The organism is Streptomyces sp. NPDC028910 (genome assembly GCF_055564955.1).
The window spans coordinates 1-18,188 of the sequence record NZ_JBVHVF010000011.1 but is presented as its reverse complement, the minus strand read 5'-3'; the positions used below and the strand labels follow the sequence as shown (position 1 = coordinate 18,188).

Here is an 18,188-nt window from a genome sequence, read left to right as displayed (position 1 = left end):
GGCAGGACGGGCAAGCGCGTGGCTCAGGGTATGGACAGGACGGGCGTCTCGAACGGGTCGTGGTGGATGCGTTCGGGCAAGGTGCCGCCCAGCGTGAGCGTCTCGCTGGCGGAGACGACCATCTGGACCGGGCCGCTGAGATAGACGTCGTGCTGGTACCACGGTCCGTACTCGGCCAGCACCTCCGGCAGGGACCCGCGGATTCCGGGGATGTACTCGTGGGAGACCGCGCCCCTGATGGACAGCCAGTGGTGGCGCTGGGCCATCCGGAGCATGTCGTCGACCCCGTACAGCTCGGCGCCGGTACGGGCACCGAGGAAGAGGTCCACCTGGTGGCGTCCGCCGCGACGGGCGACCTCCTCGACGAGCGCTCGGATCGGGGCGAGGCCGGTGCCGCCGGCCACACAGAGCAGGTCGCTGTGGACGGCGGCGTCCAGCACCATGTCTCCCAGCGGGGCTCCCAGGTGGACCACGTCGCCCACCACGGCCCGGTGCACCAGGGCGTTGCTGACCGATCCGCCGGGCACCGCGCGCACGTGAAAGGTGAGGGTGCCGTCCTCGCGTGGCGCGTTGGCGGGGGAGTAGTAGCGCCAATGCTTCGGACACCAGGGCGTCTCGACGCTGACGTACTGTCCGGCGGCGTACGCGTAGGGCATGTGGGGACGTACCGTGATCTCGGCGATGCCGTGACCGCGCGAGAGGCGGTGCACGATCGTGGCCGGCCACACGGCGGGCCGCAGCGCCTCGTCCTCTTCGGCCGCGCTGATCATGACCTGGGCGACGGCGCCGTACGCCTTGGTCCAGGCGGCGGCGATGTCCGCGGTCCACGCGGGGCCGGCGTAGCGGGCGAGGGAGGCGAGGAGGCACTCGCCCACGGCCGGGAAGTGCGCGCTGAGCGTGCCGAACTTGCGGTGATCGCGTCCGAGGTGTCCGCAGAAGCGGACCAGGCTGTCCGGGTCGTCGACCAGGTCGACGATGCGCAGCAGTGCGCGCAGCAGGCGGCCACGCTGGGCGTCCATCCCCGGCGGGAACATCGGACGGACCTCGGGGTAGCGGGCGAAGAGGATCGCGTAGAAGTAGACCGTCATATCTGCGGCCAGCGGCTCGACCACCGAGACGGAGGCGCGTATGAGCGCGATCTCGTGGGCCGACAAGGGGGGTTCGGCGACCTCCGGCTCAACGGCGTGGAAGGCCGGGGCGGGTGCCGGTTCCCGCGGAGGCGGGGGCGCGGATATGCCGCTCGAGCGATTGAGCCGGAATCTCAAGGGACCAGCGCTCCTCCATCCGCAATGCGAGATGGCTTCCTTCCGGCGGACGACCGTGGGGCGGCATCGCTCATCGGGCCACGCCCCCGGAGCGCGATACGGGCGGCGTCTTCACCGGATCGCCGCCGAGCGGTGACCGGGGCGTCGAAAGTGTCGAGCATGAGTCCTCATGACGGGGCGGGAGCGTTTGAAACGGATCAAGCGCTTCCGGACGCTACATGACCCCGTAGGTGACTCAGAAGTAGCAAAGGCCTATGCCCGGCATGCACCCATTCTGGCCAGGCCGGTATTCCCGCTAAGTGGCATTCGCCTCGGACTCGGACTCGGCCGGGCAGGGCTCCTCGGTGAGGCGTTCAGACAGCGGGGGTCCGGGGGATGCCGGTGTCCGTGCACAGGGCCCAGATGACGAAGACGCCGATGGCGATGGAGACGATGGCCCAGATCGGTGTGTAGGGCAGCCACATGAAGTTCACGACGATGTCGAACGCGGCCGCCGCCACACCGAGCATCATCGCCCAGCCGGCGCCCGTGAGGATCCCGCTGCCGACGATGACGAGCACGATGCCCAGGATCAGGTGGATCCAGCCCCAGGCGGTGACGTCGAACCTGAAGACGTACTCGCCGAGGCGCGCGTAGACGTCGTCCTCCGCGATGCCGACGATCCCCTTGAGGATGCCGAGCACTCCGTCCACGAGGAGGACGACTCCGGCGAACATCGTGCCGCCCGTTGCCCAGGCGTTTCGGCTGGTGGTGTGCTCCGGACTGTGGGGGGCGCCGGTGGGAGGGTTCGTCTGTGCCACGAGAGGCTCCTTTGTCGGGCGAGACGCCGAAGACCGGCGTACGACTCACACTCCGTGGCCGACCTGCGGTGGAACACCGGAGCGCGTCCACGCGGGTGACGGCCGTGGCGGTGAGCCCGGACAACCCCTACGCCGCCCGCAGCTCCCGCGCCGCGCCCTTGGTCAGGCTGACGCGCACCAGGGCGGCGGCGAGGCGGGCCAGATCCTTCGCCGGCACCAGCTTCGCGAGGCCGTCCGGGGTGTGCGGAAGCCCGAGCTCCGCAGCGGACTCGAGGGAGCGTTCGTCGAAGAACGGGCGCAGTTCCGGCCACACGTCCTGGACCTCCCGGCAGAAGATGTCCGCGCCCACCGGGCCGATCCTCGGTATTTCCCGCACCAGCTCCCGCAGCTTCCCCGTATCGCCGGCGGCCTGCTCGCGCAGTTTTCGCAGGTCCCCGTGGAAGCGGTCGAGCAGCAGCTCCGCACCGTCGCCCAGTGCGGTCGCGGTGCTCTCGTCGTACCGGACGTAGTGCGCCCGCCCGAGCGCGTCCACGCGCTCCTGCCAGTCGGAGTCCGCCATCGCGCGGGGCGTCCGCAGCCCCGCCTTGAACAGCTCCCCGGCGGCGGCGGTCGCTATCTCCGCCTTGATGCGAATCGAGCACAGGACCGTGAGCACCAGCAGCTGGTACAGCGGGGCGGGCTTGTCGCGAAGGGTGATCCCGGCTTCGTCGGCATAGGTCCGCCCGTGCTCCCGCAGCAGCCGCGCGGTCACCTCGGCGGTGTCCATCGGAGCGCTCCTTTCCGTACCAGGCGCCCGTTCGTCCCGTAGCGACGCTGTCCCCATGGGCGGCTACCCACGTGGCGCCGGGCGACACGGACCGACGGCGCGGACGATGGTCGTGCCGGTCCGCCCGGGCCGGGCCGGGGTCCGCGGTCTGCTTCAACCCGTCGTGTGCGTCGCACTACGCGGTGCTGCCGCGCCCGGCCACGGCGAACTGTGGGAGACGACAGTCATACGTCCTCGGGTCCCCCTGGCGGTTTGCCGTGGGCACGCGCGGGCACGCGCCAGACACGACGAGGAGCCGGTGGGCGGGGACGCCGTCCCGATGCCACCGCGCTGCGAATCCGTACGAGCACGTCGAACACGCCGGGTGAGCGGGTGATTCGTCCTCCCCGCCCCCCTGCTCGGCATCAGAACTGGGGGACGTCATGGAACTCGGTTTCCTCAAGCCTCTTTTCGCCCGGCCGGGCCCCTGGGCTTCGGTCTACATCGAGACCACGCGCGCGACCGAGGACGGAGCCAAGGTGCAGGCGCTCCGTGAGCGCGCTATCGCGGGTCAGCTGATCGACGCGGGGGCCGACGGCTACACCACCGCGGCGATCATGGACCGGCTGGCGAACGAGCCGGTCTCCGGGACGCCGCCGGGCCGGGCCCTCTTCGCCGCGGGCGCCGAGGTCGTCCTCGACATCCCGCTGAGCGTTCCGCCGCCGGTGAGCGAGGCGACGTGGTCCTTCCTGCCGCATGTGGCGCCGCTGGCCGGCCTGCGCGGCGACGCCCCGACGTGCCTGGTCGCGTACATCGACAGCACGGGCGCCGACCTGGAGCTGCGCGAGGGGCACCGCCGGGAGGCCCTGGGCCAGGTGAACGGCAAGGAATGGCAGGGGCGCGGCCACCGCAGCATCCCTGCGGACCGGCACGAATGGCACTACCGGAACAAGATCGAGAACACCCGCAACGAGACCGCCGACGTCATCGTGAACGAGATCGTCCGGCAATGGCCCGAGAACGGCGCCGAACTGCTGGTCCTGACCGGTGACCCCCGTGAGCGACGCGCCGTGTACAACCGGCTGCCGGAGCCCATCCTGGCCGCCACCATCGAGGCGGAGAGCGGGAGCCGCTCCGCGGGCGCCTCGACCGCCGGGCTCGACCAGGAGATCGCACAGGCCTGCGAGAGGCTCACCCAGGACCGGCTTCGCAGGACGCTCGAACGCTTCCACACCGGACGGGGCAAGCCCGGCCAGCATCGCGAGTCCTCCGTCGACACGGGCCCCGGGGGAGCGGCGGAAGGGGTTCCGGCCGTTGTCGACGCGGCGCGCAAGCACCAGGTGGCCACGCTGCTGATGGCGCCGGACGCCCCCGACGCCGGGCGGCAGGTCTGGATCGGCCCGGGCGTGGACGAGGTCGCCGTGCAACGAGGAGAGGCGCGGGCGATGGGTGTGCCCCGGCCCGAGCAGGCGCGCGCGGACGACGCCGTGCTGCGGGCCGCCGTGGCGGCCGACTGCGAGGTCCTCCTGGTCCCGGCGGGGATGCCGGGCCCGGCGGGCGGACTGGGGGCGGTGCTGCGCTGGACCATGTGAGCGGACCGGCCGAGTGTTTTTCCCGTACGCCCCGGGGGCGGGAAAGCCGTGAACCAGCTGGTCAGACTCCGCAATGCGAAAACGACTTCGGACTTTGAGCGCTGTTGCGGTTCCTCTGCGTGTTCTCGCAGCAGTGCGGTCTGTGGTGCGCGACCATGGAAATGCAACCGACGTCAAGAGCGAGCAACCAAGCGAGCAACCAAGCGAGCAACGGCAGAAAGAAACACTGAGACAGGGAGAAAGGCCGACGTGTCCGGCAGCGAAAGCGAAAACCCAGTAATCCCGTCCCCGACTCCTACGCCGACGCGGCCCAGGACGAACCGGGACTGGTGGCCGAATCAGCTGGACCTTCAGGTTCTCCACCAGCACTCGCCCCAGGCCAATCCGATGGGCGATGACTACGACTATGCGGCAGAGTTCGAGACGCTCGATGTCGACGCGCTGAAGCGGGACGTCTTCGAGGTGATGACGACGTCGCAGGACTGGTGGCCCGCCGACTACGGCCACTACGGGCCGCTCTTCATCCGGATGAGCTGGCACGCCGCAGGGACGTACCGCATCGCCGACGGCCGGGGCGGTGGCGGCGCCGGTGCTCAGCGCTTCGCCCCCCTCAACAGCTGGCCGGACAACGCGAATCTCGACAAGGCGCGCCGGTTGCTCTGGCCGGTCAAGCAGAAGTACGGCCGGAAAATCTCCTGGGCCGACCTTCTGGTCTTCGCCGGCAACTGCGCCATGGAATCGATGGGGTTCAAGACGTTCGGGTTCGGCTTCGGGCGAGAGGACATCTGGGAACCGGAGGAAATCTTCTGGGGGCCTGAGGACACCTGGCTCGGAGATGAGCGCTACAGCGGCGACAGGGAACTGACCGGTCCTTTCGGCGCCGTTCAGATGGGCCTGATCTACGTGAATCCGGAGGGGCCCAACGGCAACCCGGATCCGCTGGCCGCCGCCAGGGACATTCGCGAGACCTTCGGGCGTATGGCGATGAATGACGAGGAGACGGTCGCGCTCATCGTCGGCGGCCACACCTTCGGCAAGTGCCATGGCGCGGTCGACGCCCAGTACGTCGGTCCGGAGCCCGAGGCCTGTCCCCTCGAGGAGCAGGGCATCGGCTGGAGGAACACCTACGGCAGCGGCAAGGGTCCGGACACGCTCACCAGCGGGCTGGAGGGCGCATGGACCAATGAGCCGACGAAGTGGGACAACGGTTACCTGGACAACCTGTTCAGGTACGAGTGGGAGCTGACGACGAGCCCCGCCGGTGCCAAGCAGTGGACTCCCAAGGACCCTTCGGCCCAGGGCACCGTGCCCGACGCGCACGATCCGTCGAAGAGGCACGCCCCCATGATGCTGACGACGGACCTCGCGCTGAAGACGGATCCGACCTACAGGCCGATCGCGCAACGCTTCCACGAGAACCCGGACCAGCTCGCGGACGCGTTCGCCAGGGCGTGGTACAAGCTGTTGCACCGCGACATGGGACCCGTCACGCGCTACCTCGGCCCGTGGGTTCCCGAGCCGCAGCTGTGGCAGGACCCCGTCCCCAAGGCCGATCACCCACTGGTCACGGACGAGGACGTCGCCGCCCTCAAGGACAGGATCCTCACATCGGGGCTGTCCCTCTCCCAACTGGCCGCCACCGCCTGGGCCTCGGCGGCGAGCTTCCGCGGCACCGACAAGCGGGGCGGGGCCAACGGGGCGCGGATCCGGCTCGCGCCGCAGAGGGACTGGGAGGTCAATGACCTGCCCGAACTCGCCGAGGTGTTGCGGACCCTCGAGCAGATCCAGCAGGACTTCAACCGCTCAGGGTCCGGCGGGAAGAAGGTCTCGCTCGCCGACCTGATCGTCCTCGGCGGGTGCGCGGCCGTCGAGCAAGCGGCGAAGAACGCCGGGCACGGCATCGACGTGCCCTTCGTGCCCGGACGCACGGACGCCACGCAGGAGCAGACCGACGTGGAGTCGTTCGCCGTGCTCGAACCGACCGCGGACGGGTTCCGCAACTACCTCCGGGCCGGCCAGAAGCTGGCGGCGGAGACCCTCCTGCTGGACCGGGCCAACCTGTTGACGCTGACCGCTCCCGAGATGACGGTTCTCGTCGGCGGCATGCGGGCTCTGAACGCCAACTTCGGGCACTCCCCACACGGCGTGTTCACCCACCGGCCCGAGACGTTGACGAACGACTTCTTCGTCAACGTGCTCGACATGGGCACTGAGTGGAGGGCATCCGACTCGGCCGAGGGCGTCTTCGAAGGCCGGGACCGCGCTACGGGCGAGCTCAAGTGGACCGCCACCGCCGTCGACCTCATCTTCGGTGCGCACTCCCAGCTCCGGGGCATCTCGGAGGTCTACGCGTGCGAGGACGCGAGGGAGAAGTTCGTGCGTGACTTCGTGGCCGCGTGGGACAAGGTCATGAACCTCGATCGGTTCGACCTCGCCTGAACCCGATGTCCGGGTCGGCCGTTCCCCGGCCGACCCGGGCGGCGCGCCCGTCCGGATGCGGCAGCCGGGGGAGCAGGGGCATCCTGGCTGTGTGACCGGGAGAGAGGCGCGGCCCGCGCGGTGGGGGGAGGCGTCATGAACGGGATCCCGGGCTTCGGTGAACCCCATGGCCCTCTCGACGTGTCCAGGGCGGCCATGGCGGTCCTCGACGGCGAGGACCGGGTGGTGGGATGGAGCCCGGCGGCCGCGAACCTGCTGGGGTACACCGCGTCCGAAGTGGTCGGCCGAGCCTTCGGCGAGCTCGTGACCGGCCCCGCCGGGTTCGAACTCCTGCCGAACCTGCGGGGCCTGCTGCGACTGCGCCACGCGAACGGGCGGAGCACGCGGACCGCGATCGCCGTCCTGCCCCTGTGGTCCGGCAGCGTCGCGGGACCCAGTGGCGACGGCGGTGACCTGCGCGGCGACGCCAGAACACGTCCCGCGCGCCTCCTCGCCATGGCCGACGCCGAGGAGACCGAGCAGTGGAGCGCCCTGCAGTCCATGCTGCGCGGGCTGGCCACGCAGTCGCCGGTCGGCCTGGCCATCTACGACACCGGCCTGCGCGTGGTGTGGACGAACGCAGCGCTGTACAAGGAGATGGGCCCCGCCGAGTACGCCGGCGTCGGCCCGGACGACATGGTCTCGCACGGCGTGATCCTTTCTCCCGGCATGCCCGGCACGCTGGAGGAAGTCATGAGCGAGGTGCTCGCCACGGGCGAGCCCGTGATGGAACTGCACTACCGGGGCCGCCCGCCCTCCGCCCCCGACCGTGACCACGTCTGGTCGTGCTCGTACTACCGGCTGGAGGACCCCGCCGGAACACCGCTGGGCGTGTGCGAGGAGACGGTCGACATCACCGCGCGCTACCTCGCCCAGCAGCGCCTGGACCTGCTCGTCCAAGCCGCCAAGAAGGTGGGTACGACGCTGGACATGAGCCGCACGGCCCGCGAGTTCGCCGCCGTGACGACCCCGTCCTTCGCCGACGCGGTCACGGTGGACCTGCTGGAGACCGAGCCCTACGGAGATCACCCGCACCCCGGCGCCGGGCCCGGCACCCGGATGGTCCGGGTATGGCCTCCCGAGGAACAGCCCGCCGCACCCTCCGCGGTCGTCTTCGGCGACGGCCGCGCGCCGGCGACCGTACGGGCGGTCCGCGAACCGGGCCTGCTGGCCATTCCGCTCCGCGCCGAAGGGACCGACCTGGGCATCGTGTCCTTCACCTGGGAACACCGCACCGACCCCTTCGACGACGGTGAACTGGCCGTGGCCGACGAACTCGCGGCGCGGCTAGCGGTGTGCGCGGAAAACGCCCGCCGCTACGCGCGCGAGCACGCCGCGGCCCTCCTCCTGCAGCGCAGCCTGCTGCCCCGGCTGCTGCCGCGACTGTCCGCCGTGGAGCTCGCCTACCGCTACCTTCCTGCCGACAGCCGGGCCGGCGTGGGCGGCGACTGGTTCGACGTCATCGCCCTGTCCGGTACCCGGGTGGGCCTGGTCGTGGGGGACGTGGTGGGGCACGGCCTGGGCGCCGCCGCCACCATGGGCCGGCTGCGCACCAGCGTGCGCGTGCTCGCCCGGATGGACCTCGCCCCCGATGAACTCCTCGCCCGCCTCGACGACCTCGTCATCCAGGGCGCCGACGAACGGGCCGCGGCGCGCATCGGGGGCCAGGACCTGCCGGAAGAGGAGGCCGTGGGCGTCACCTGCCTCTACGCCGTCTACGACCCGGTGTCCGGGAAGTGCACGATGGCGCGGGCCGGGCATCCGCTGCCCGCCGTCGTGAACCCGGACGACGGCACGGTGACCTTTGCGGATCTGCCGTCGGGTCCGCCGCTGGGGCTGGGAGGCCTGCCCTTCGAATCCGCGGAACTGACCCTCCCCCCGGGCAGCCTGCTCGCCCTGTTCACGGACGGTCTCGTGACAGGCCGTGACCGCGACTTCGACCAGCAGCTGGACGTTCTGAGCGGGATTCTGAGACGCTCCGCGCGGCCCCTGGACGATCTGTGCGACGAGGCCGTGGAAGCCCTGCTGCCGGGCCCGGCCGACGACGACGCGGCGCTGCTGCTGGTGCGCACCCGGGTCCTCGGCAGGGACCAGGTGGCCACGTGGGGGCTGACCGCCGACCCCCAGGACGTCGGCCGGGTGCGAGCCGCGGCGTCCGCCCAGGTCAGCGCCTGGGGGCTCGACGACCTGGTCTTCACGACCGAACTCGTGGTGAGCGAACTGGTCACCAACGCGATCCGGTACGCCGGGCACGGCCCTGTCCAGCTGCGCCTGATCCGCGACCAGACCCTCATCTGCGAGGTGTCCGACAGCGGCTACACGTCGCCGCACCTGCGGCGCGCCGCCGGCGACGACGAGGGCGGCCGGGGCCTGTTCATCGTGGCGCAGACGACCCAGCAGTGGGGTACCCGCTACACGGCCACGGGCAAGATCATCTGGGCCGAGCAGGCCATGCCGCCGGTGAAGCGCCCGCGCGGGCGGACCGGCGGGGTCGGCCTGGCGCAGTTGCCCGTGGAGTGAAAAGCCCCGGCGGTGGTCGCCGCGCCCGTGTCCGGCGTCCGACACTGCGCTGCCTGGTGTCGCTGAAGAGTGAATCCGCAGGCCGCGGGGCCGGGCCCGCATGCGCGTGACGGGCCGGAGCCACAGGATGGACGCGAGGCCGGCCTGCCGCCGGAGGTACCTGCCCGGCAGTGTGCGGCGTCTGGTACGGCAGGAGAAGTCCGCGGACGGTGAAGACAGGAGCAGCCATGCGCGTCGTGGTCGTTGGACTGGGCTATGTCGGGCTGACCGCCGCGCTCGGTCTGGCCGAGCAGGGGCATGTCGTGATCGGCGTCGACAGTGCCGCCGAGCGGGTCGCGCTGTTGGCCGAGGGGAGGCTGCCGTTCGAGGAGCCCGGACTGCGGATTCCGCTCGCCGCCGCGCTGGACGCGCAGAGCCTGTCCTTCACCTCCCGCCTGGACCGGGCCGCCGGCCCCCTGGACGCCGTGGTGGTGGCGGTGGGCTCGCCGCCGACGCCCTCCGGGCGCCCCGACCTGCGCCAGGTGACCGCCGCCCTGCGCGGTGTGCTCCAGCTGGATCCGCTCCCCGGCCTGATCGTGGTCAAGAGCACGGTGCCCCCGGGCACCAGCGCGGCCTGGCTCGCCGCTGACAGCCCCCTCGGCGCCCGGCTGGCCGGGCGGTACGTCTACAGCCCCGAGTTCCTCAACCAGGGCGCGGCCATCGACGACTGGCGCCACCCCGCCCGGCTGGTCGCCGGTCTCTCCGAGCCCGCGCTGGTCGGACAGGTGCGGGAGCTCTACCGCGGCATCGACGCCCCGCTCGTCGTCACGGACCCCACCTCCGCCGAGGTGATCAAGTACGCGAGCAACGCCTTCCTGGCCACCAAGGTCAGCTTCGTCGGCGATCTGATCACCCTGTGCGAGGGCACCGGGGCCGACATCGACGACGTGCTCACCGGCGCCGGGCTCGACCCCCGCATCGGTCCTGCCTTCCTGCGCGCCGAGGGCGGCTACGCCGGTTCCTGCCTGCCCAAGGACACCCTCGCCCTTCGCCACTGGGCCCGCCTCGCCGGTCGGCCGCTGCCCGTCATCGAAGCCGTCATCGCCGCGAACCAGATCCAGCAGCTGCGGTCCGTACGCATGATCGAAGAGGTCTTCGGCTCCGCCCGGCTCCACACCAGCGAGCCCATCGTCGCCGTCCTCGGCCTGCGCTACCAGCCCTGGACCGACGATCTGCGCGACGCGCCCTGCATGAGCCTGATCCCCGAGCTCCAGACGCTCGGCGTCCGCCTGCGCGTGTACGAGCCCACGCTCGGCCCCGAGCAGATCACCGACCGCTTCCCCGGGGTCGACGTCGCGGCGACCCTGGAGGAAGCCGTCGGCGGAGCCGAAGCCGCCATCGTGCTCACCGACTGGCCCGCGACGGTCGACGCCGACTGGAGGGACCTGGCCACCCGTATGGCCGCGCCACGGCTCGTCGTCGACACCAAGAACTGTCTGCGTGCCGAATCGATCACCGCCTCGCCCATGCTGTACCGCTCCATGGGGCCCCGCCGGGACACCGGCCTCGCCGCACCGCCGACGGAGCGCGGTGGGCCGGTCACTTCTCCGCAAGCGACCGCGGACCGCCGGCCCTGACCGGCCGTACCCGTCCCCCCCGTTTGGGGAGGGGACGGCACAGGCAATGCCGCCCGCCGGTCCGTGCCGTTTGGGTGGGGGCTGCTGGGGCAGGCGATGGATGAAGCGGTGGACGGCTCACCGGCCGCGGCGGGATCGGGCCGGAAGCCGTCGCCCCACGCGCACTGGAGCGTGTCGCGTACCCGGCGAGGGACTGGTTCCCGCACCCCGGACGCGAGGCGCTGCCGGAGGAGCGATGAGCAGCGTCACACGTGAGCAGCAAGCGATCCACGCGATCAGGGCCGGCGCCCTGTCGCCGACGGGACCGGAGTCGCGCGATCGGCTGCTGGAGCGGGTCGGCGACGGCGCCGGACATACGTACCCCTGCTTCGAGCCCGCACGCCCTCGACCCCCGCTCCCGCGCACAGCCGATCAGGCTGACCCCGTCCGGCTGCGAACCGGAGGTCCTGGCGCTGACGGGCCCACCGGCACGTGACGAGCGGCCGCGGCAGGAAGGAGCGATACGCCATGGCCTTCAGAGACCGGAAGGACGCCGGCAGGCAACTGGCCTCCCGGCTCGCCGAGCTGAAGGACGCTCAGGGATGGGCTGATCCGATCGTGCTGGCCCTTCCGCGCGGCGGCGTCCCGATCGGCGCCGAGGTCGCGTCCTCCCTCGGCGCGCCCCTGGACGTGCTCGTCGCCCGCAAGATCGGCGCACCCGGCCAGCCCGAGGCCGGAATCGGCGCGATCGCCGGTGAGGACCCTCCGCTGTTCGACCGCCGCGCCCTCCAACTCCTCGACGTCACGCCCGACGAACTCGGTGAGGACGTGGCCCGGGAGCGGATCGAGCTGCACCGCCGCGAACGCCTCTACCGGCGCGGCCGACCCGCCCCGGTGCTGCGCGACCGCACGGTCATCCTCGTCGACGACGGCCTCGCCACGGGCGTCACCGCCCGCGCCGCCCTGCGCCGGATCCGCGCCCAGCGACCCGCCCAGCTCATCCTCGCGGTTCCCGTCTGCAGCGAGCGGGCCACCGAGGAACTCCGCCGGGAAGCCGACCAGGTCATCTGTCTCCATCCCCACCGGTACCTGCACGCCGTGGGTGTCTGGTACGAGGACTTCGCCCAGGTCTCCGACCGGGAGGTGATCGACATCCTGGAACGCCGACAGGCGATCCGCTGAGCTGGCGCGGGCAGCGGCCCGTGCCCGTAGGACCGCAAGACCGCACGACCGCAAGACCGCAAGACGTAAGAAGGAGATAGGTCAGATGGCTACCGGCATTGTGAAGTGGTTCAACGCTGAGAAGGGCTTCGGCTTCATCGCACAGGACAGCGGCGGTCCGGACGTCTTCGTCCACTACTCGGCGATCGCCGCGACCGGTTTCCGCGAACTCACTGAAGGTCAGCAGGTGCAGTTCGAGGTCGTTCAGGGCCCCAAGGGACCGCAGGCCGAGAACGTCACCCCCGTCTGATCCCCGCACGACCGCTGCGCCCCGCGTGTCGGACCGGCGCGGGGCGTCGCCGTCATCACCCGTGGAGGTGAACCATGCCAGGACGCGAAGAGCTGCCGTCGACGCTGGAGCGCTCACCCAAGGACGCACAGCGCACGTGGATCAAGGCCCATGACTCGGCCGTGGACCAGTACGGGGAGGGTGAGCGGGCCCACCGGGTCGCCTTCAGCGCGCTCAAGCACAAGTACGAGAAGGTCGGGGACCACTGGGAGCGGAAGGAGCACGGCCGCAAGGGGCCCTCGGATCCGCGCGCCGCGACGCCGCGGGACAAGCCGGCTCCCAGTGGTGAAGGCGTCGACGAGCAGGCCAGCAAGCAGCACCTGTACCAGTTGGCCCAGCGTCTGGATATCAGCGGCCGGTCGACCATGAGCAGGGACGAACTGGTGGAGGCGATCCGCAAGGAGAACCGTTCGAAGACGCGCCAAGCCCGTTCCGAATAGGCCCGCTGGACATCAGCGCTGGTAGAGGCCGACGAGCGTGCCGCTGGCCAGCTGCTGCCCGTTCACTGCGGCGTGTACGTCGTCCGCCGTCGCGTCCTCGGGCAGGGAGACCGGCCCGGGCAGCGCGTAGAGGCGGAAGAAGTACCGGTGGGCCTGATCGCCGGCGGGCGGCCGCGGCCCACCCCAGCCCGGCGCGCCCCAGCCGGTGGTCCGCTCCTGTCCGCCGCCGGGGGTCTGCCCGGCCTCCACGCCGCCCGTGCTGGGATCGATGCCCGTCACGAGCCAGTGCACGAAGGTCCCGGAGGGCGCGTCGGGGTCCTCGCACAGCAACAGCAGCTCGGCGGTGTCATCCGGTACGCCGGACCAGGACAGGTCGGGCGAGACGTTCTCGCCGTCCTTGGTGTAGCGGCGCGGGATGACCGCGCCGTCGTTGAACGCGGCACTCTTGAGTTCGATTCCAGCCATGCAGATGCCCTACCCCGCCGCGGCGCGGATGCTGCCGCCGGGCACCGCCATGCATCCCAGTGGCCCAGCCGCGCGGGGGAGCCGTTGCGCCGTCCGGGGCCCCGCCGACCTGGGCGGAAAGCAGGAAGGCGCGACCGACGGCTCGCCGGGCGACCGAGGTGGCGCAGGCCTAGGCTGGTGATGTTGCCGTCCCAGTACGACAGGAGGCGTGCCGTGAGACCGACCCACATACGGCTGCGCCGGACCTGCTCGGCCGCCGTCGCCGCGGGTGTGCTGATCGCTCCGGCCGCCGCGGGTCCCGCATACGGGGCGCCCGCCCCGGAGCTGTCCGTCCCGGCCGCTCCCTCCCCGGACAGTGACGCGGGGTTCACCCCGCTCACCCCGGCCGTCGCGGCGAAACTGGACGCGGCCATACGGCAGGTCATGCGCGAGGCCCAGGTTCCCGGCGTGACGGTGGGGCTGTGGGCCCCCGGCAAAGGCAGCTACGTGAAGACCTTCGGCGTGGCGGACAAGACGACCCGCGCCCCCATGGAAACCGATCTCCACGTGCGCATCGGCAGTGAGACCAAGACGTTCACGGTCACCGCACTCCTCCAGCAGGTCGACCAGGGCAAGGCCGGCCTGGACGACCCCATCGGCAAGTACATCGACGGCGTCCCGAACGGGGACCGCATCACCCTGCGCTACCTGGCCGGCATGCGCAGCGGGCTCGCCAGCTACAGCCAGGACGAGGACTTCGACAAGGCGCTCATGGCCGACCCGGAGCGGACCTTCACCCCCCGGCAGTTGCTGGACTACGCCTTCAAGCACCCGGTGCAGTTCCAGCCGGGCGAGAAGTTCTACTACAGCAACACGAACCTGATCCTGCTCGGGCTGGTGGTCGAGAAGCTCACCGGGCGGCCGCTCCACGAGGTCATCGAGCAGGACGTCCTGGAACCGGCCGGGCTGCACCGTACGGTCTTCCCCACGGGCGCGGACCTCCCCGCACCGTACGCACACGGCTACACCGACCAGACCGCCTCGGGCAAGATCGAGGACGCCACCGACTGGAATCCCTCCTGGGCCTGGGCCGCGGGAGCGATGGTCTCCGACCTGGAGGACCTGCGCAGGTGGGCCCGCATCCTGGCCACCGGCGCGCTGCTGACGCCCGCGACCCAGGCTGAGCGCCTGAAGACCTTCCCGATGGGCATTGCGGGCGACGGCTACGGGCTGGGCATCTTCAACGTGCAGGGCTGGATCGGCCACAACGGCTCGATCCCCGGGTACGAGTGCCTCCCCGTCTACCTGCCCCCGGCGCGGGCGACCATGGTCGTCCTCCTCAACACCGACGTCCTGCACGACGGCCGCGAGCCCAGCGAGCTCTTCGGCGAGGCGATCACCCGCATCGTGTCCCCCGACCACGTGTACCCCGGCCACAAGCCCTCCGCGCCGAGGCGGGGCTGACGGCTCGTCCGAGGAAGGGAGGCCGCCGTGGTACTCGCGGCAGCAGATGTGCTGGGTGCGCCGTGCTGGCTGAGTCTGGTGGCGCGTGATCTTCAGGGCGCTGAACGCTTCTACGGAGCGGTGCTGGGCTGGACGTTCCGGCAGGGCGTGTTCGGGCGGGCGTCGTCGGTGGCGGAGCAGGACGGCGTACCGGTGGCGGGGATCGGAGCGATGGCCGGCGCACTGTCCGTACCGGTCTCGTGGACGGTGTACTTCGCGGTCGATGACGCCGACACGGCCGTCGCAAGGGTCCGGGAACGCGGGGGTACGGTCGGCGTGGGCCCGGTCTCCTATCCGCCCCGCGGCCGGGCGGCCCTAGCCACCGACCTCGAGGGTGCCTCCTTCGGCGTCTGGGAGGGGCAGGCGCTGTCCGAGTGGCGCGTGGGGGAGCGCGGGGCGCCGGCGTGGGTCGAGCTGCACACCAGGAACGCCTTCGACGCGGCCGTCTTCTACGGAGAGGTGCTGGAGTGGGCGGCGAACGAGGGCGGCGGATGCTGCGAGGTCTCCTACGAGGAGGACCGGGTCGTCCTGCGGCGGGACGGGGAGGCCGTGGCACGCCTGAACAGCGGCCCGGTCGAGGCGGCCTCGGAGCGGCCGTACCTGCGGCCGCGCTGGCTGGTCCATTTCAAGGTCCCGGACCTGCGTGCGGCGCAGGCGGCGGTCGTCGAGAACGGCGGCAGCATCGTCCCGGAGGCCCACGAGTGGGGCGGCAGGGAACTGCTCACAGTGAGCGATCCTGACGGCGGCCTGTTCACCCTCGACCAGTCGCTCCCGGGGGAGGACGGCCCCTGAGCGCGGGCCCGTGAGCGCGGATCCTCCGGTTCCGCCGCAGCCGTCCCGTCACTCGTCACTCGTCACCCGTCACCCGTCGTCCTCGCTCCGGGCGGGCATGAACGCGATGCACTCCGCGTCGATCTGGTCGGCGAGGTCCACCAGCACACTGGCGAGGCCCAGGGCCGTTCCCGGATCGAGGTCCGCCTCGCCTTCCCGTACCGAATGCAGCCACCCGGCGGCGAGGCGCCGCAACAGAGCGGTGACCTGGTCGGCAGGGATCAGCAGGTGTCCTGCCGTGGAAATGAGCGGTACCGACGCGTTCATCGTGGGATCACCTCCGCCGGGCGGTGGTCGGCTCCGGTCTCGACGGTCACCTCCTGCCGCGAGGCCGTTCTTGCTGGGCGGCTACCCCCGCCCGTCGGCGGTAAGCCGGACGGGCCGGGGAAGTGGACGCACCCGGCGTGGGTAGACGAAAAGCAGGATGCGGTCAGTCGAGGATGCGGTCAGTCGGCGGCCTCTCCGCCGAGGACGGAGGAGTGATGGAAGACATCGAACTCGACGATCCTCGTGTGCTCACCCTTGCCAAGGCACATCAGCAGGTGGCCCATGAGTCCGTCTGGCACGTCGGCGCCGCCCCGCCCTGGGACGCTCTGACCGAGGCGCAGAAGAAGGCAGCCGTGATCGAGGCCCGCGACTGGCTGCGCGCGGCCGCCAGGGCCGGTCTCCTCAGTCATCCCACGGCCACGGCCTGACCGTCCGCGACACCAGCTCGCCGCCTCGAACCCCAAGGTCAGGGCTGAATATGAGTGGACTCTTGTCAACTTTATTGAGGAGCGCTATATAGGTGGTGTCGCCATGTGCATCCTGCGACGAATGGGAGAGGAGTGAACGACGATGCTCATGCGCACTGACCCGTTCCGTGAACTCGACCGGCTCACCCAGCAGGTTCTGGGAAGTTCGGCCCGGCCGGCGGCCATGCCCATGGACGCCTACCGCGAAGGTGACGCCTTCGTCGTCGAGCTGGACCTGCCCGGCGTGGACCCCGAGTCCATCGATCTCGATGTCGAGCAGAACGTCCTCAACGTCAAGGCGGAGCGGCGGACCACCGCCTCCGGAGACAACAGTGACGTGCTGATCGCGGAGCGCCCCTCCGGCACCTTCAGCCGCCAGCTGTTCCTCGGCGAGACGCTGGACACCGACCGCATCGAGGCCTCTTACGACGCCGGTGTGCTGCGGCTGAGCATTCCGGTCGCCGAGAAGGCCAAGCCGCGGAAGATCGAGATCAGCGCCGGAAACGGCTCGCGCAAGGAGATCAACGCCTGACGCACGCGCGGCAGGGGCGTGGAGGGCGGACCGCTACCACCTTGAGCCCGCCCTTCAGCCGACGTCTGAGAGGAGTGGATGATGACCCGCGCAGTCGGCATCGACCTGGGTACGACCAACTCGGTCGTCGCCGTCCTGGAGGGCGGCGAGCCCACGGTCATCACGAACACCGAAGGAAACAGGACGACCCCTTCCGTGGTGGCCTTCGGCAAGGGCGGAGAGGTCCTGGTCGGAGAGATCGCCAAGCGGCAGGCGGTGACGAACGTCGACCGCACCGCGCGGTCGGTCAAGCGCCACATCGGCGAGTCGGACTGGCGCTTCCCGGACAGCGGCGACCTCGACGGCAAGCGGTACACGGCGCAGGAGATCTCGGCGCGCGTGCTGCAGAAGCTGAAGCGCGACGCGGAAGCGTATCTCGGCGAGGACGTGACCGACGCCGTGATCACCGTTCCGGCGTACTTCAACGACTCCCAGCGCACCGCGACGAAGGAGGCGGGCGAGATCGCCGGCCTGAAGGTGCTGCGCATCATCAACGAGCCGACGTCCGCGGCGCTGGCGTACGGCCTGGACAAGGAGAACGACCAGACGATCCTCGTCTTCGACCTGGGCGGCGGCACCTTCGACGTGTCCTTGCTGGAGATCGGCGAGGGGCTGGTGGAGGTCAAGGCCACCAACGGTGACACCCACCTCGGTGGTGACGACTGGGACCAGCGTGTCGTCGACCACCTCGTGAAGCAGTTCAAGAACGGCTACGGCATCGACCTCACCCAGGACAGGATGGCGCTCCAGCGTCTGCGCGAGGCCGCCGAGAAGGCGAAGATCGAGCTGTCCGCAGCGACCGAGACGACGATCAACCTGCCCTACATCTCCGCCTCCGCCGAGGGCCCGCTGCACCTGGACGAGAAGCTCACGCGCTCGCAGTTCCAGCAGCTGACCGCGGACCTGCTGGAGCGCTGCAAGGCGCCGTTCCACAACGCGATCAAGGACGCCAAGATCAAGGTGTCGGACATCGACCACGTCATCCTCGTGGGCGGCTCGACCCGCATGCCCGCGGTGACCGAGCTGGTCAAGGAGCTGACCGGCAAGGATCCGCACAAGGGCGTGAACCCGGACGAGGTCGTCGCCATCGGCGCCACCCTCCAGGCCGGTGTGCTCAAGGGTGAGGTCAAGGACGTCCTGCTCCTCGACGTGACCCCGCT

At 70.8% G+C, this 18,188-nt stretch carries 17 protein-coding genes; 12 read left to right on the top strand and 5 right to left on the bottom strand.

Going from position 1 to position 18,188, the window contains the following annotated elements:
• Positions 1-23 precede the first annotated feature (23 nt).
• The 3 genes from ACZ4TV_RS15885 to ACZ4TV_RS15875 form a co-directional block, all read right to left on the bottom strand.
• Positions 24-1,154, bottom strand: a complete 1,131-nt coding sequence (locus ACZ4TV_RS15885) for a globin domain-containing protein (RefSeq protein WP_468134901.1) — start codon at positions 1,152-1,154, stop codon at positions 24-26.
• A gap of 464 nt (positions 1,155-1,618) precedes the next feature.
• On the bottom strand, positions 1,619-2,065 hold the full coding sequence (locus ACZ4TV_RS15880) for a DUF7144 family membrane protein (protein ID WP_468134899.1): 447 nt from the start codon (positions 2,063-2,065) through the stop codon (positions 1,619-1,621).
• Positions 2,066-2,192: 127 nt separating this feature from the next.
• A complete protein-coding gene (locus ACZ4TV_RS15875) occupies positions 2,193-2,831 on the bottom strand; it encodes an endonuclease (protein ID WP_468134897.1) in 639 nt (212 codons plus the stop codon).
• A 422-nt stretch (positions 2,832-3,253) separates the two neighbouring features.
• Between ACZ4TV_RS15875 and ACZ4TV_RS15870 the strand changes: the two genes are divergently transcribed.
• From ACZ4TV_RS15870 to ACZ4TV_RS15840, 7 genes are all read left to right on the top strand, one after another.
• Entirely contained in the window at positions 3,254-4,402 is a 1,149-nt protein-coding gene (locus ACZ4TV_RS15870; protein WP_468134895.1) for a baeRF2 domain-containing protein, read from the top strand.
• 249 nt (positions 4,403-4,651) lie between these two features.
• Complete coding sequence (gene katG / locus ACZ4TV_RS15865) at positions 4,652-6,841, top strand: catalase/peroxidase HPI (RefSeq protein WP_468134893.1); 2,190 nt, start codon at positions 4,652-4,654, stop codon at positions 6,839-6,841.
• 135 nt (positions 6,842-6,976) lie between these two features.
• Entirely contained in the window at positions 6,977-9,400 is a 2,424-nt protein-coding gene (locus ACZ4TV_RS15860; protein ID WP_468134891.1) for a SpoIIE family protein phosphatase, read from the top strand.
• Positions 9,401-9,627: 227 nt separating this feature from the next.
• Positions 9,628-11,016, top strand: a complete 1,389-nt coding sequence (locus ACZ4TV_RS15855; protein WP_468134889.1) for a UDP-glucose dehydrogenase family protein — start codon at positions 9,628-9,630, stop codon at positions 11,014-11,016.
• Between the two features lie 507 nt (positions 11,017-11,523).
• Entirely contained in the window at positions 11,524-12,177 is a 654-nt protein-coding gene (locus ACZ4TV_RS15850; RefSeq protein WP_468134887.1) for a phosphoribosyltransferase, read from the top strand.
• A gap of 85 nt (positions 12,178-12,262) precedes the next feature.
• The gene (locus ACZ4TV_RS15845) at positions 12,263-12,466 is read left to right on the top strand and encodes a cold-shock protein (RefSeq protein WP_468134885.1); all 204 of its coding nucleotides are present in this window, start codon (positions 12,263-12,265) and stop codon (positions 12,464-12,466) included.
• A gap of 74 nt (positions 12,467-12,540) precedes the next feature.
• Entirely contained in the window at positions 12,541-12,945 is a 405-nt protein-coding gene (locus ACZ4TV_RS15840) for a ChaB family protein (protein ID WP_468134883.1), read from the top strand.
• Between the two features lie 12 nt (positions 12,946-12,957).
• Here ACZ4TV_RS15840 and ACZ4TV_RS15835 read toward each other — a convergent pair whose 3' ends face one another.
• The gene (locus tag ACZ4TV_RS15835; RefSeq protein WP_468134881.1) at positions 12,958-13,410 is read right to left on the bottom strand and encodes a YbhB/YbcL family Raf kinase inhibitor-like protein; all 453 of its coding nucleotides are present in this window, start codon (positions 13,408-13,410) and stop codon (positions 12,958-12,960) included.
• A gap of 213 nt (positions 13,411-13,623) precedes the next feature.
• Here ACZ4TV_RS15835 and ACZ4TV_RS15830 point away from each other — a divergent pair, with 213 nt between their 5' ends.
• Positions 13,624-14,853 carry a serine hydrolase domain-containing protein gene (locus ACZ4TV_RS15830; RefSeq protein WP_468134879.1) on the top strand — a complete coding sequence of 410 codons (1,230 nt, stop codon included), beginning with the start codon at positions 13,624-13,626 and terminating at the stop codon, positions 14,851-14,853.
• Positions 14,854-14,928: 75 nt separating this feature from the next.
• On the top strand, positions 14,929-15,684 hold the full coding sequence (locus ACZ4TV_RS15825) for a VOC family protein (protein ID WP_468135194.1): 756 nt from the start codon (positions 14,929-14,931) through the stop codon (positions 15,682-15,684).
• A gap of 69 nt (positions 15,685-15,753) precedes the next feature.
• Here ACZ4TV_RS15825 and ACZ4TV_RS15820 read toward each other — a convergent pair whose 3' ends face one another.
• Positions 15,754-15,990, bottom strand: a complete 237-nt coding sequence (locus ACZ4TV_RS15820) for a DUF6213 family protein (protein WP_468134877.1) — start codon at positions 15,988-15,990, stop codon at positions 15,754-15,756.
• A gap of 215 nt (positions 15,991-16,205) precedes the next feature.
• On the opposite strand from ACZ4TV_RS15820, the gene ACZ4TV_RS15815 reads away from it, so the two are divergent.
• From ACZ4TV_RS15815 to ACZ4TV_RS15805, 3 genes are all read left to right on the top strand, one after another.
• Entirely contained in the window at positions 16,206-16,418 is a 213-nt protein-coding gene (locus ACZ4TV_RS15815) for a hypothetical protein (protein ID WP_468134875.1), read from the top strand.
• 142 nt (positions 16,419-16,560) lie between these two features.
• Positions 16,561-16,989: an Hsp20/alpha crystallin family protein gene (locus ACZ4TV_RS15810; RefSeq protein ID WP_468134873.1), complete on the top strand. Its 429-nt coding sequence runs from the start codon at positions 16,561-16,563 to the stop codon at positions 16,987-16,989.
• Positions 16,990-17,070: 81 nt separating this feature from the next.
• Positions 17,071-18,188, top strand: a 1,118-nt coding sequence (locus ACZ4TV_RS15805; RefSeq protein WP_468134871.1) for an Hsp70 family protein, incomplete at its 3' end; no start/stop codon positions are given.